Annotated in this window: 12 protein-coding genes; 3 read left to right on the top strand and 9 right to left on the bottom strand. The window is 59.6% G+C overall.

The features are described from left to right. Positions 1–8: 8 nt before the first annotated feature. From pstA to JOE33_RS14540, 4 genes are all read right to left on the bottom strand, one after another. Complete coding sequence (gene pstA, locus JOE33_RS14555) at positions 9–1625, bottom strand: phosphate ABC transporter permease PstA (RefSeq protein ID WP_186005899.1); 1617 nt, start codon at positions 1623–1625, stop codon at positions 9–11. A gap of 69 nt (positions 1626–1694) precedes the next feature. Then, on the bottom strand, positions 1695–3980 hold the full coding sequence (locus JOE33_RS14550; RefSeq protein ID WP_010426572.1) for an ABC transporter permease subunit: 2286 nt from the start codon (positions 3978–3980) through the stop codon (positions 1695–1697). A 143-nt stretch (positions 3981–4123) separates the two neighbouring features. Next, positions 4124–5122, bottom strand: a complete 999-nt coding sequence (locus JOE33_RS14545; protein WP_032611154.1) for a phosphate ABC transporter substrate-binding protein PstS — start codon at positions 5120–5122, stop codon at positions 4124–4126. Between the two features lie 166 nt (positions 5123–5288). Further along, positions 5289–6578 carry an MFS transporter gene (locus JOE33_RS14540; protein ID WP_010426575.1) on the bottom strand — a complete coding sequence of 430 codons (1290 nt, stop codon included), beginning with the start codon at positions 6576–6578 and terminating at the stop codon, positions 5289–5291. Positions 6579–7008: 430 nt separating this feature from the next. On the opposite strand from JOE33_RS14540, the gene JOE33_RS14535 reads away from it, so the two are divergent. Then, a complete protein-coding gene (locus JOE33_RS14535) occupies positions 7009–7410 on the top strand; it encodes an acyl-CoA thioesterase (protein ID WP_010426577.1) in 402 nt (133 codons plus the stop codon). Between the two features lie 91 nt (positions 7411–7501). Continuing rightward, positions 7502–8413, top strand: coding sequence for a D-hexose-6-phosphate mutarotase (locus JOE33_RS14530; protein ID WP_032611156.1), 912 nt, complete (start codon positions 7502–7504; stop codon positions 8411–8413). 20 nt (positions 8414–8433) lie between these two features. Here JOE33_RS14530 and JOE33_RS14525 read toward each other — a convergent pair whose 3' ends face one another. From JOE33_RS14525 to purE, 4 genes are all read right to left on the bottom strand, one after another. After that, positions 8434–8976 (bottom strand): DUF3299 domain-containing protein, encoded by a 543-nt coding sequence (locus tag JOE33_RS14525; protein ID WP_010426582.1) that lies wholly within the window; start codon positions 8974–8976, stop codon positions 8434–8436. 83 nt (positions 8977–9059) lie between these two features. Next, a complete protein-coding gene (locus JOE33_RS14520; RefSeq protein ID WP_003401269.1) occupies positions 9060–9305 on the bottom strand; it encodes a GlsB/YeaQ/YmgE family stress response membrane protein in 246 nt (81 codons plus the stop codon). Between the two features lie 303 nt (positions 9306–9608). Beyond that, entirely contained in the window at positions 9609–10691 is a 1083-nt protein-coding gene (locus tag JOE33_RS14515; protein WP_010426584.1) for a 5-(carboxyamino)imidazole ribonucleotide synthase, read from the bottom strand. Positions 10692–10700: 9 nt separating this feature from the next. Next, positions 10701–11192 carry a 5-(carboxyamino)imidazole ribonucleotide mutase gene (gene purE / locus JOE33_RS14510; protein ID WP_003340324.1) on the bottom strand — a complete coding sequence of 164 codons (492 nt, stop codon included), beginning with the start codon at positions 11190–11192 and terminating at the stop codon, positions 10701–10703. 402 nt (positions 11193–11594) lie between these two features. Here purE and JOE33_RS14505 point away from each other — a divergent pair, with 402 nt between their 5' ends. Continuing rightward, positions 11595–12212: a reprolysin-like metallopeptidase gene (locus tag JOE33_RS14505; protein WP_187625373.1), complete on the top strand. Its 618-nt coding sequence runs from the start codon at positions 11595–11597 to the stop codon at positions 12210–12212. Positions 12213–12255: 43 nt separating this feature from the next. On the opposite strand, the gene JOE33_RS14500 is transcribed toward JOE33_RS14505, so the two are convergent. Next, entirely contained in the window at positions 12256–13161 is a 906-nt protein-coding gene (locus JOE33_RS14500; protein WP_032611160.1) for a LysR substrate-binding domain-containing protein, read from the bottom strand. Between the last annotated feature and the right edge of the window lie 313 nt (positions 13162–13474).

The raw sequence follows: 13474 nt of genomic DNA, 5'->3' as shown, positions 1-13474 counted from the left end.
ATTCGGGATCAATTGTCGAGTGCCTTGTACTTTTCCCGCAAATGGTTACGGATGCTCACCGCCGACAGATTGAGCAAGGCGATGACCAGTACCAGCAGCAGCGCGGTGGCATAGACCAGCGGGCGTGCTGCCTCGACGTTGGGGCTCTGGAAGCCGACGTCGTAAATATGGAAACCCAGGTGCATGATCTTCTGGTCGAGATGCAGATAAGGATAGTTGCCGTCCAGCGGCAGCGACGGCGCCAGCTTGACGACGCCCACCAGCATCAAGGGTGCAACCTCGCCGGCGGCACGCGCCACCGCGAGAATCAGCCCGGTCATCATCGCCGGGCTGGCCATTGGCAACACGATCTTCCACAGCGTCTCGGCCTTGGTTGCACCCAGCGCCAGCGAACCTTCACGCAGGGTCAGCGGAATGCGCGCCAGCCCTTCTTCCGTGGCCACAATCACTACCGGCACAGCGAGCAGTGCCAGGGTCAGCGAAGCCCATAGCAGGCCCGGCGTACCGAACGTCGGGGCAGGCAGCGCTTCGGGAAAGAACAGCCGATCCACCGAGCCGCCAAGCACATAGACGAAGAACCCAAGGCCGAACACGCCGTAGACAATCGCCGGCACACCGGCGAGGTTGTTCACCGCGATGCGAATCAACCGGGTAACCGGCCCCTGACGCGCGTACTCACGCAGGTAGACCGCCGCCAGCACGCCGAATGGCGTGACGATCACGGCCATGATCAGGGTCATCATCACCGTGCCGAAGATCGCCGGGAAGATACCGCCTTCGGTATTGGCTTCGCGTGGATCGGCGCTGAGAAATTCCCACAGCTTCTCGAAGTAGAAGCCAAGCTTGGTCACCGTACCCATCGCATTGGGCTGATAGGCACGCACCACTTTGCCCAGGCTGAGTTCGATCTCTTTGCCGTTGCCATCGCGTGCGGTCAGGCTGTCGCGATCAAAGGCCTGGTGCAGGCCGTCAAGACGCGCCTCGATAACCTTGTAACGCGCATCCAGCTCGGCCCGCTCGGCAGCCATGTCCGCTTGCGCGGCGGCATCCAGCCGCCCATCGAGCTCCAGCTTGCGGGCCTGCAGACGCAGGCGCTCGATGCCGTGATTGATGGCACCGATGTCTTTCTTTTCCAGGGTATAAAGTTCGTCAGCCAGCTTTTCGACGCGTTTGATGCGCGCTTGCAGGGCCGGCCAGGCCGCCTCGCCTTCGGCCACGACGCGCCCGCCTTCCTTGACGTTGACCAGATAGCCGTAAAAATTGCCCCACTCGCGGCGCTCCAGCGTCATCAGGTCTGCGGGACGGCTCTGTCCGGTCAGCCATTCGCCCACCACCCAGTTAAAGTCACTGGGGTTGAGATCGCGATTGCCAACCTTGTACAGCTCGCGGGTCATGAACTCCGGCCCTTGATCAGGCACCGGCAGGCCCGCGCTTTTCAGGCGCGCACGAGGTACTTGCTCCTGCTCGACCCGCTCACCGACCAGAACGCTCGATTCCTGATTGGGTACCGCGTACTGAGCGCTCACCAGGTCGGCGGGCCAGAAATGCCCAAGGCCACGCACGGCGATCACCGCCAACAGGCCGATGGTCATGATCACAGCGATGGATACGGCGCCCGCACTCATCCAGACGCCGGGGGCGCCACTTTTGAACCAGTTCCTGAGGGAGTTCCGCTTCACCAACGCCTACCTTCCTTACAGCGACGAATATTGCTTGCGCAGACGCTGACGAATCAGCTCCGCGAGGGTGTTCATCACGAAGGTGAACATCAACAGCACCAACGCCGCCAGAAACAGCACCCGATAATGGCTGCCGCCCACTTCCGACTCCGGCATCTCCACCGCGACATTGGCCGCCAGCGTGCGCATGCCTTCAAACAGGTTCATGTCCATGATCGGCGTATTGCCGGTCGCCATCAGCACAATCATGGTCTCCCCCACTGCCCGGCCCATACCGATCATCAAGGCGGAAAAGATGCCGGGGCTGGCAGTCAGGATCACCACCCGCGTCAGGGTCTGCCACGGCGTCGCGCCCAATGCCAGCGAACCCAGTGTGAGGCTGCGCGGCACGCTGAACACGGCGTCTTCGGCAATCGAATAAATGTTGGGGATCACCGCGAACCCCATGGCGATACCGACCACCAGCGCATTGCGCTGATCGTAGGTGATACCCAGATGGTCACGAATCCAGGTGCTCATGTCCCCGGCGAAGAACCAGCTCTCCAGGTGCGGGCTCATGCTCAGCGAGAACCAGCCCACCAACAGCACGACCGGAATCAGAATCGCGCCTTCCCAGCCATCGGGAATACGCAAGCGAAGCGAATCAGGCAGGCGGGTCCAGAAAAAGCCCGCCAGCAAAATGCCGATCGGTGTGAGCAGCAACAGGCTGAAGATGCCGGGCAGATGCCCTTCCAGGTACGGGGCCAGAAACAATCCGGCAAAAAAGCCGAGAATCACTGTCGGCATCGCTTCCATCAATTCGATCACCGGCTTGACCTTGCGGCGCATGCCCGGGGCCATGAAGTAGGCGGTATAGATCGCGGCAGCCACGGCCAGCGGTGCGGCCAGCAACATCGCGTAGAACGCCGCTTTCAGCGTGCCGTAGGTCAACGGCGCCAGGCTCAGCTTGGGTTCGAAGTCGGAGTTCGACGCCGTGGACTGCCAGATGTACTTGGGCTCATCGTAATTCTCGTACCAGACCTTGCCCCACAGCGAACTCCAGGAGACTTCCGGGTGCGGGTTGTCCAGCGTCAGCGGCAGCAGCTTGCCAGCGCTTTCAATCAGAATCCGGTTGGCGCGTGGCGATAGCGCCAGAATGCCGGGGCCCTCGGCGACCTTGTCGATCAGCAGGGTGCGGTGCGCCGTGCTGTGGAATACGCCCAGCTTGCCGGAAGCATCCAGAGCGATGAAGCCCTTGCGGCGCTGCTCAGCCTTGATCTGCGCGATAGGCGCGCTGCCGAGGCTGAAATCGCGGATGCGCATCAGACGCTGCTCGCCGTCAGTGTCCCGGGCCATGAACCACTGAGACATGCTGCCCTTCGAGTTGCCGATGATCAGCGAAATGCCGCCAACCAGCTGAGCGCTCGCCGTGATCTCGGCATTGCCGTCTTCCAGCAGTTTATAGCGGCCATTGAGGCTGCGATCGCGCAGGCTGAACACATCCGCCTGCGCGCGCCCGTTGATGACATACAACCATTGCTGGCGCGGGTCGATGTAGATCGCCTTGACCGCTGCGGACATCTGCGGCAACTCGACACGCGTCTGCTCGCGGGTCATCTCGCCGGTCATCATGTTTTCTTTCTGTTCGAGCGAGATGACATGCAACTGAGTGCCGGTCGCCCCTGCCAGCTTGAGGCTATCGCCATCGGAACTGACAGTGACATGCTCGACCGCACGCCCGGCCTCATCCAGTACCAAAGGCGCTTCGCCGTAGGGCCAGGCCACGCTCGGGGTGATGGTTTTCCGATCGTTCGGGTAGGTCGTCAGGTACGAGTGCCTGAACACCAGGACCTGACCGTTGGACAGGCCCAGGGCTATCAGTGGCGCACCGGGCTGATCCTTGCCGATGGACGCAACGGACACGCCAGCGGGAAGCGGCAAGGCAATGCGCTGCAGCTCTGCGCCGTCCTCGATGTTGAAAAAGACCACCTCGCCCTTGTCGGAAATGCGCATGCCGATCTGGTTCTGCTCTTCGATGGTGATCATCAGCGGCGCGCCGGCGTCCTGCAGCCAGGCGGCATTCAGCGCTGGTTCGGCGGTCAGGCTGGCGCCTTTGAAAAGCGGCGCAACGACATAGGCAAGGTAGAAGAAGATCAGCGTGATGGCCGCCAGCACGGCAAGGCCACCAATGGCGACGTACCAGTGAGTGAGCCGGTCCTTAAACGCACGGACACGACGCTTTCGCACCATCGCAGGAGTATTGAAATCAATACGCGCTGGAGGCGAACTCTGGTCCATCGTCGATTTGAACAGCTCATTCATGCGCACACACCGTAGACGCCTTGTATGACAGAAACATTACAGCAAGGTGACGCAAGTAAGCCCGCTGCCTGCGAAACCGGCAGCGGACTGTTCAATTTGTGTGCAGGCCAGTCCATTGAGCCTCACTCGCAACGTGTACGTGACTACTTCACCGCCACGCCGCTCGTGCCCTGCAGGCCAAGATCAGCCAGCGCCTTCTCCACGACACGGGCAGGCAGCGGGATATAACCGTCCTTCATCACCACTTCCTGGCCCTGTCTCGACAGCACCAGTTTCACAAATTCGGCTTCCAGCGGCGCCAAGGGCTGGTTCGGCGCCTTGTTCACATACACATAAAGAAAGCGCGACAGTGGATAACTGCCGTTCAGGGTATTGGCTTCGCTGTCTTCGACAAACTCGCCCCCTTCCTTCTTCGCCAGCGGAACAGTCCTGACGTTGGATGTCTTGTAACCGATGCCCGAGTAACCGATGCCGTTAAGCGAATTGCTGATCGCGCTGACCACCGAAGCAGAGCCGGGCTGCTCGTTGACGTTGGCCTTGAAGTCGCCTTTGCACAGGGCTTCTTCCTTGAAATAACCGTAAGTGCCCGACACCGAGTTGCGACCGAACAACTGGATCGGTTTGCCTGCCAGATCGCCGGTCACGCCGACATCACCCCAGGTTTTCGCGTCGGCCCTGGCGCCGCACAGGCGGGTCGCGGAAAAGATCGCGTCCACTTGCTGCAGGGTCAGGCCCTTGATCGGGTTGTCCTTGTGCACGAAAACCGCCAAGGCATCCACCGCGACCGGAATGGCGGTCGGCTTGTAGCCATGCTTCTGCTCGAAAGCCGATAACTCGCCGTCTTTCATCTTGCGGCTCATCGGGCCCAGATTGGCCGTGCCCTCGGTCAGCGCGGGTGGCGCCGTGGAGGAGCCGGCCGCTTGGATCTGGATATTCACGCTCGGGTATTCTTTCTTATAGGCCTCGGCCCACAGGGTCATGAGATTTGCCAGGGTATCGGAGCCGACACTGGAGAGATTGCCCGACACACCGGAGGTCTTGGTATAGGCCTTGATGGCAGGGTCGACCGCAGCCAGCGTATTGGCTGCCGTCACTCCGGCGGCAACCAATGTCAGTGCAGTCATCAAACGCTTGAGTGTCATCCTTGCGCTCCCGGCAGGGTATGTAGGTGTCCACGAGCCTTGTTTGGCCAGTCTTGTGACTACTCTATGAATTGATTATGACAATAAGATGAAAAGGCTATCGACCTGTGCAGGTAGATAGCCTTTGGCTGTGGCGGTGCCCGAGCGATTTGACAGCGGGGGATGATCAGCGCTTTCGGCTCAGCAAAAACACACCGATGGCCATGCCCAGGCCGCAGAGAATAGCGACGTACCACGCCGGCCCCATCGGACTGCTCTTGAGCATGAAGGTCACGACCATCGGCGTCAGACCCCCAAAGATCGCGTACGCCAGGTTGTAGGAGAACGACAGCCCCGAGAAGCGCACCACAGGCGGAAATGCCTTGACCATGACATAAGGAACCGCGCCGATCGTACCGACGAACAGGCCCGTCACGGCATACAGCGGAAACAGCACCTCAGGATGGCTGCCGAGGATGTGATAGAACGTCCACGAACTGATCAGCAAACCTGCGCTGCCCAGCAGGAACACCCAGCCTGCGCCGAAACGATCCGCCAGCGCGCCGGCAGCGATGCAACCGATACTCAGGAAGACAATGGCCAGGCTGTTGGCTTTCAACGCCGTAGCAGCCGGAAAGCCATAAATGGTCTGCAGGATGGTCGGCGTCATCAGGATCACGACAATGATGCCGGCAGACAGCAACCAGGTCATCAGCATCGACAGCGCAACGGCGCCACGATGATCGCGCAGTACCGCCTTGAGCGGCACCTCCTCGGCCAGTGCCTTGCGCAGTTGCAGCTCGGCAAAAACCGGCGTTTCATGCAGCAGGCGGCGCAGATACACCGACATCAGGCCGAACACGCCACCCAGCAGGAAAGGGATACGCCATGCGTAATCCGAGACCTCGACCGGTGTGTAGATGCTGTTTATCGCCGTGGCCACCAGCGAGCCCAGCAGGATGCCTGCTGTCAGGCCGGCGGTCAGGGTGCCGCAGGCATACCCGACACGACGTGCAGGCACATGCTCGGACACGAACACCCAGGCTCCCGGCACTTCACCGCCGATGGCGGCACCTTGAATGACGCGCATCAACAGCAGCAGAATCGGCGCCCACATGCCGATCTGCGCGTAGGTCGGCAGCAGACCCATGATCAGGGTCGGCACCGCCATCATGAAAATGCTCAGGGTGAACATCTTCTTGCGCCCCAGCAGATCGCCGAAGTGCGCCATGATAATGCCGCCCAGGGGCCTCGCCAGATAACCGGCGGCGAAAATGCCGAACGTCTGCATCATGCGCAGCCAGTCGGGCATGTCCACCGGGAAAAACAGTTTGCCGACCACCGCCGCGAAAAACACGAAAATGATGAAGTCGTAGAACTCCAGCGCGCCACCCAGAGCCGACAGCGAAAGGGTTTTGTAATCGCTGCGAGTCAAAGGCCGCGCAGGCTGCGTGGAACTTGAAGGAACAGATGACATGACAAGGCTTCTCTTTACTTATTCTTTGAAAAGGGGCGAGCGACAGCGACGCTGGCTGCTGCGGGGTGCCGTGCAGAAGCGATTGTCGGGAGCAACGGCGCAGATAGGCACCAAAATTGCGTGTACAGGCAGTCTTGTCACCTGTAGAGGTCCAGCAAGATAGCAAATTGCTACAAAAAACACATGGCAGAACTGCCACTGACACAAAATGAAGACCCACGGTCGTTCTATGACGCAACGCCCGATATACTCGCAAGTCGTCAACAGCCTTGGGAAGTTGTGCGAAAACGTCTGAATCAGCGGGTTTCGCAGAGTTTCCCTTTGGGCCACACCGGCGCAGAACACACAATGTTCATGCTCATGGTTTTGAATGGCACCTGTTAACCGCGACATACAATAATGAGAGTCATGGGTCAGAGGCACCCTAGGCATGATCGAGCTCGAACAAGAAGATCCAACCCCGCAAGGCGACCTTGCCCTGCAAATCACCGCCCTTCCCCGCGAAACCAATGGCTTTGGCGACATCTTCGGCGGCTGGCTGGTGTCCCAGATGGACCTGGCAGGTACAGCGATGGCCAGCAAAGTCGCGGGTGGCCGTGTGGCGACCGTCGCCATAGATCGCATGGCGTTTCTGGTCCCGGTCGCGGTCGGCGAACAGCTTTCCTTCTATACCCGCACCCTGGAAGTCGGACGCACCTCGATCAAGATGATGGTCGAAGTGTGGAGCGACGACCCGCTTACCAGCGAATGGCGCAAGGTCACCGAGGCTGCGTTCGTGTTCGTGGCGATAGACCCCAGCGGCCGGACCCGCTCGGTTCCCGCGCGACGGTAAATTGTCGCTCGGCTACAGATTGGCTGCCCGGTTAAACTCGCCCTGCATGAAGCGGTCTATTTTCGTCACGGTCATTGAGTGAGAACTATGCATGCCAACATCCCCGGTTGAACCCACCGTCGAATCCATCCTTTACGATGAGCTGAACTGCTGGCGTATTTGCCACGGCGAAGCTGAGCTGCTGGTTGCGCAACAAGGCGCACACATCCTCAGCTATCAAGTGGCCGGGCAGCAGCCGCTGGTGTGGCTGAACGAAGAGGCCGTTTTCAAACGCGGCAAACCCATTCGTGCAGGCATGCCGATCTGCTGGCCGTGGTTCGGTAATCTGGATCGCAACCCGCAAAGCGTGCAGGCCATGCGCGACAGCAGCGAGCCGGCCAAGGCACATGGCGAAGTGCGAGCGCTGGACTGGCAGTTGTTGGGTATCGGCGCAGATGGCGACGCACTGCTGGTGGAGTTCGTTCTTCCCGAGGCCGAAGGCCACTTGCCGGGCTGGCCGCACAACGTCGCCCTGAAACTGAGCATTCGTCTTGACCACGCACTGAATGTCAGTCTGGTCAGCTACAACTGTGGCACTGAGCCTGTGGTAATCAGCCAGGCGCTGCACACCTATTTCGCAGTCAGCGATGTACGTCAGGTCAGCGTCGAAGGGCTCGATGGCCTGCGTTACATCGAAACCCTGGAAAACTGGGAAGAACGCGAGCAAAGCGGCGACCTGACCTTCACAGGCGAAACCGACCGCATCTATAAGGACACGCCGGGCGTGCTCAGCATCGTTGACCCGGAGTGGCAGCGACGCATCCACATCCGCAGCACGGGCTCGAACTCAGCCATCCTGTGGAACCCGTGGATCGAGAAGACCGGCAAGTTCACCGACATGGCGGCAGACGGCTGGCAGCGCATGGTCTGCGTCGAAACCGCCAACGTGCTGGATGACGTGGTCACGCTGGCCCCTGACCAGATGCATGTTCTGGGTGTGAGTATCTGGAGCGAGGCGCTCTGATCAGGAATTGATCAAGCCCATCAAAGGTCCGATTCAACCACCACACGGACCTTTGACGCATCCATCGCGTACGCCGCATCGGCAAGATCGTTACTGACCTTCTCGATTTTCAGGGTGCCTTCTACCCACAGTGGTGTGTAGATATCATCCAGTTTCAGGCCCTTGGGGTAACGCACCAGCACCAGCTGGTTGGGCGGCGGTGGCGGAACGTGGATGCAGGCGCCCGGATAGGGCACGATGAAGAACAGCGTGCTATGGCCTTTGGCGTCGGTTTCGAGAGGCACAGGATAGCCGCCGAGACGAATCGTCTTGCCGTTCATGGCCGGGACGGTTTTGGTCGAATACATGACCGCAGGCAAACCCTTGCTCTGCTTCAACCCACCCTTGCTGTCGAACGTGCCCATGGCTTCCGGAGAATTGTGGTCAATCTCGGGCATGGCTTCGAGGGCTTTTTGGTCGGACTTGGGCATCAGCTCAAGCCAGTCGGTTTCCGGCAACTGGGCGTGTGCAGGTCCGGAGAGTGCGGATAACAGCAGAAGAGTCATCAACAGGAAGCGACGCATGATAAAGCTCGGCAAAGGGGTGGACAGTTGCCGAGCATTCTAGCCCTCTGCGCACTGTAAAACAGAGGGCTGACGCATAAACGTTATTTCTTTCTGATCATGCCGTAGATAACCAGCAGGATGATTGCACCTACCAGCGCGCCGAGGAAACCTGCACCCTCGCCTGCCTGATAGATACCCAGCGCCTGACCGCCGTAAGTGGCTGCGAGCGAACCGGCGATACCCAGCACGATGGTCATGATCCAGCCCATGCTGTCGTCGCCCGGCTTCAGAAAGCGAGCCAACAGACCAACGATCAGGCCGATAAAGATGGTTCCAATGATACCCATGCCATTTCCCTCTGTATTAAGTGAATAGGCCCGGGCTAATAGCAGCCCCGACTTACTGCTATCTGAGAACAGCGACAGGGAATGGTTCCGGCGAAGTGGTCAGTTTGCTTCGGGGTGGAGAATTCTTCATGCATGACAGGGCTGACACCCGATGATTCTCGTTCCCACGCTCCGCGCCAGGCTGCAGATTCGTGCCGCGGAGCGTCACCCAATGCATGCCAACGCGGAGCATTGGCACGATATTCAGCTGGATTTGTGTAAAACGCAGAGCGCAGAGCATCGGCACGATAGCCGCTGACCTGATCAGCCCTTGATCAGCGCCTCTACCAACTTCACCTGACGATCCAGCGTGACGCGGTCGGCACTGCGGACAGTGGCGTGTCCGACCTTGCGGCCAGCCTTGAACGCCTTGCCATAGTGATGCAGGTGGCAGTCTTGGACAGCGATGACCTTGTCCACTGCCGGCACTTCACCGATGAAGTTGAGCATGGCGCTTTCGCCGACCTTGGCTGTAGAGCCCAGCGGCAGACCGGCAACCGCCCGCAGGTGGTTTTCGAACTGGCTGCACTCGGCGCCTTCGGTGGTCCAGTGACCGGAGTTGTGGACGCGCGGCGCGATCTCGTTGGCTTTCAGGCCACCGTCGACCTCAAAGAATTCGAATGCCAGCACGCCCACGTAATCCAGCTGCTTCAGAACGCGGCCGGCGTAGTCTTCGGCCAGTGTCTGCAAAGGATGATCGGTACTGGCGATGGACAGACGCAGGATGCCGCTGTCATGCGTGTTGTGCACCAGCGGGTAGAACCGGGTCTCGCCATCACGCGCACGTACTGCAATCAACGACACTTCACCGGTGAACGGCACGAAGCCCTCCAGCAGGCAAGGCACGCTGCCCAGCTCGGCGAATGTGTCGACCACATCGGCCGCCGAACGCAGGACCTTCTGGCCCTTGCCGTCATAACCCAGAGTGCGGGTCTTGAGCACGGCAGGCAGACCGATGCTGGCTACCGCGGCATCCAGGTCGGCCTGCGACTGAATGTCGGCGAATGCCGGCGTCGGGATGCCCAGGTCCTTGAACATGCTTTTTTCGAACCAGCGATCACGCGCAATGCGCAACGCCTCGGCGCTCGGATAGACCGGTACGAACTGTGACAGAAACGCCACGGTCTCGGCCGGAACGCTTTCAAACTCGAAGGTCACCAGATCGACTTCATCCGCCAACTGACGCAGATGATCCAGATCGCCGTAATCGGCACGCAGATGCTCACCAAGTGCCGCAGCACAGGCGTCCGGCGCGGGATCGAGAAAGGCGAAGTTCATGCCCAGCGGCGTACCTGCCAATGCCAACATGCGGCCCAGCTGGCCGCCACCGATTACACCGATCTTCATGGAAAAACCTCAGGCGTGGCGTGGGTCTGGATTGTCCAGGACGCTGTCTGTCTGCTCAGTGCGAAATTTCTTCAGCGCTGCGTGGAATTGCGGGTGCTTTGCGCCGAGGATGCTCGCTGAAAGCAGCGCTGCGTTGATTGCACCCGCCTTGCCGATGGCCAGGGTCGCGACCGGGATACCGGCCGGCATCTGCACGATCGACAACAGCGAGTCGACACCCGAGAGCATCGAAGACTGCACCGGAACGCCCAATACAGGCAGGTGAGTCTTGGCAGCGCACATGCCCGGCAAGTGAGCAGCGCCACCGGCACCGGCGATAATCACCTCAATGCCACGGCCTTCCGCTTCGTCGGCGTACTGAAACAGCAGATCCGGTGTGCGGTGAGCTGACACTACCTTGACTTCAAAAGGGATGCCGAGCTTTTCCAGCATATCGGCGGTGTGGCTAAGGGTGGACCAATCGGACTTGGAGCCCATGATCACGCCAACCAGTGCGCTCATCGTCGTGCCTCTCATCGGGCGCCCGCAGGCGCGTCTGAAAACAACAAGCCACGCGGGGGAACCGGCGTGGCTTGTTGTACGAATAATGACCGATTTAACCGGCCAAAGGCCGCGCAGTATAACGCAAAGTAGTGCGTTTAAAGCACCTGCAATCACCTTCTGTCAGCAGTCCTGCAAGACATCGACACAGACAGGGCCGGCAGCCCCCAAGTGAGCCGGAGTCCTGCCAACGTTACGCTGGAACTCCGACACGTTAACCGGCGCATCTTACGCCATGACACCCCTTGGCCTACCGCGTCAGGCGCAGAGTGCGACTGTCAGGCAAAAACCGTATTTGTTTAACTGCCTCATCGACATTTGAAGTCGATATCTAACCTGACGCTCAAGGATGAGAACGTACCCATGAAGAACACACTGAAAACCTGGCTGTCACTGGTCATCTTTTTTTACCTGCCGTTTGCCAGCGCCGGCGGTCCCAATCTGGGACTGTTCCTGATCATGCACGATCAACTTACAAAACATGAACGCGCTGAACTGGCGGATAGCTACTTGAATCCCCTGCTCGCTCAGTTGGAGGAAATCACCGGACGCAGGACAACGGTCACGCTCATCGAAAACGAACCAGGACTGACAAACTTCGCCTATCGCGGGGAGGAGCTGGACAAGCTGCTATACCGGTTGTCCAGGGAGAGCATCGAATATGCAAAAGCAAAGAACCTGCCGAGCCCTTCGGAGCGGCATAAATATGTGCTGGTCACTTCCAATAAAATCAACGGGACAGTACACGGCGTCACGGCAGAAGCCTATAACGTCGCAATGGCGTCCCTTAAAGATTACAACACACTGCCACATGAAATCGGTCACCTGTTCGGTGCCGAGCATGAGGCTGCAACCGGTTTTCCATGCCAGACGACGATGTGGGAAAACTCCACTACATCGATTATCCCCTGCTATTACTTCAGCGACGCCAACAAGCAACTGATTCGCGACTACGTCGACAACATACCCGGCGTTGAGTGAATAATCGGCCGGGCATGAATCATCATGCCCGGCCATTTTATGCTCAGCCTGCTGCCGCAGGGCTTTCAAGCTTGCGCCACAACAGACGCACATTGGCCTTGCGCACCAATGCGCAGCGGTACAGGCGGATCTCCAGCGGCACATGCCACTGCGGTCCGCCACAGACCACCAGCTCACCGCGCGCCAGTTCGGCGCGCACACTTAGTTGCGGCACCCAGGCAATCCCCAGCCCTTCCAGCGCCATGCTTTTCAGGCTGTCGGCCATTGCCGTCTCGTAAACCGTGGTGAAGCGCAGATTGCGTTGACGCAACAACAGGTTCACCGAACGCCCGAGAAAGGCCCCGGCACTGTAGGCAAGCAGCGGCACACTGCCCTCGCCTTCCATATCGAATAACGGCAGCCCCTCGGCATCGGCAGCACAGACCGGCAACATCTCGGTATGCCCCAAATGCAGCGAGGGAAAGATTTCGGCGTCCATCTGCAGCGCGGCATCGGGATCGTAGAACGCCAGCATCAGATCACAGCCACCTTCGCGCAACGCGTGCACCGCATCACCGACGTTGGTCGCCACCAGACGCGTTGCAATGTTCAGCCCTTCGTTGCGCAACTGGGCGATCCAGCGCGGAAAGAATCCAAGCGCCAGAGAGTGCGCCGCGGCAACCTGCATGACCTCGCCCTGCCCGCCTTCCAGATGATGCAGATGGCGCACGACTTCGCCCAGTTGCTCGACCACGGTACGGGCCGTGACCAGAAACAATTGTCCGGCGGCGGTCAGCTCGATGGGTGTACGCGAGCGATTGACCAGCGTCAGCCCCAGCGCCGATTCCAGACTGCGAATACGCCGGCTGAATGCCGGCTGAGTCACGAAGCGACGTTCGGCGGCCTGAGAAAAGCTGCGGGTGGCCGCCAGGGCGCTGAAGTCCTCCAGCCATTTGCTTTCCAGATTCATCAGGTCCTCCCGGACAATGGATGACGGCTTCGACAGGCAATTACGCATGCCCAATGGCACCGATTTGCAGCGCCCCGATGGGACGCCCGTCGATGAAGTGCGGATACATGCCCGGACGGCGCAGCAGATACGATCGAAGAAGCGCACCGGTGCGACATTTTGCCCCCTTTACGCACTGAACGGAATCCAGGTCACGCGCTGATTATGCCGTTATTGCATAGCCCAGCGTTTAACAGCATTGGTCAATCGAGGGTGGCAAGCCCACTATTCGTGGCGTTCCGGCATTGTCCGTGCCTTTTGAGACTTTTTTTAT

This window comes from Pseudomonas sp. PvP027 (assembly GCF_017833005.1).
In the GTDB taxonomy this organism is placed as follows: Bacteria; Pseudomonadota; Gammaproteobacteria; order Pseudomonadales; family Pseudomonadaceae; genus Aquipseudomonas; species Aquipseudomonas congelans.
Note: the sequence above shows the minus strand (reverse complement) of the source record. Positions and strands in the feature narration are given on the sequence as shown.

Excerpts from the sequence above, each read along its gene's own strand:
- JOE33_RS14500 (WP_032611160.1), bottom strand. The coding sequence starts at position 13,161 with ATGAATCTGGAAAGCAAATGGCTGGAGGACTTCAGCGCCCTGGCGGCC.
- JOE33_RS14515 (WP_010426584.1), bottom strand. The coding sequence starts at position 10,691 with ATGAAGATCGGTGTAATCGGTGGCGGCCAGCTGGGCCGCATGTTGGCA.
- pstA (WP_186005899.1), bottom strand. The coding sequence starts at position 1,625 with ATGAGTGCGGGCGCCGTATCCATCGCTGTGATCATGACCATCGGCCTG.
- JOE33_RS14535 (WP_010426577.1), top strand. The coding sequence starts at position 7,009 with ATGATCGAGCTCGAACAAGAAGATCCAACCCCGCAAGGCGACCTTGCC.
- JOE33_RS14550 (WP_010426572.1), bottom strand. The coding sequence starts at position 3,980 with ATGAATGAGCTGTTCAAATCGACGATGGACCAGAGTTCGCCTCCAGCG.
- purE (WP_003340324.1), bottom strand. The coding sequence starts at position 11,192 with ATGAGCGCACTGGTTGGCGTGATCATGGGCTCCAAGTCCGATTGGTCC.
- JOE33_RS14505 (WP_187625373.1), top strand. The coding sequence starts at position 11,595 with ATGAAGAACACACTGAAAACCTGGCTGTCACTGGTCATCTTTTTTTAC.
- JOE33_RS14540 (WP_010426575.1), bottom strand. The coding sequence starts at position 6,578 with ATGTCATCTGTTCCTTCAAGTTCCACGCAGCCTGCGCGGCCTTTGACT.
- JOE33_RS14525 (WP_010426582.1), bottom strand. The coding sequence starts at position 8,976 with ATGCGTCGCTTCCTGTTGATGACTCTTCTGCTGTTATCCGCACTCTCC.
- JOE33_RS14530 (WP_032611156.1), top strand. The coding sequence starts at position 7,502 with ATGCCAACATCCCCGGTTGAACCCACCGTCGAATCCATCCTTTACGAT.
- JOE33_RS14520 (WP_003401269.1), bottom strand. The coding sequence starts at position 9,305 with ATGGGTATCATTGGAACCATCTTTATCGGCCTGATCGTTGGTCTGTTG.
- JOE33_RS14545 (WP_032611154.1), bottom strand. The coding sequence starts at position 5,122 with ATGACACTCAAGCGTTTGATGACTGCACTGACATTGGTTGCCGCCGGA.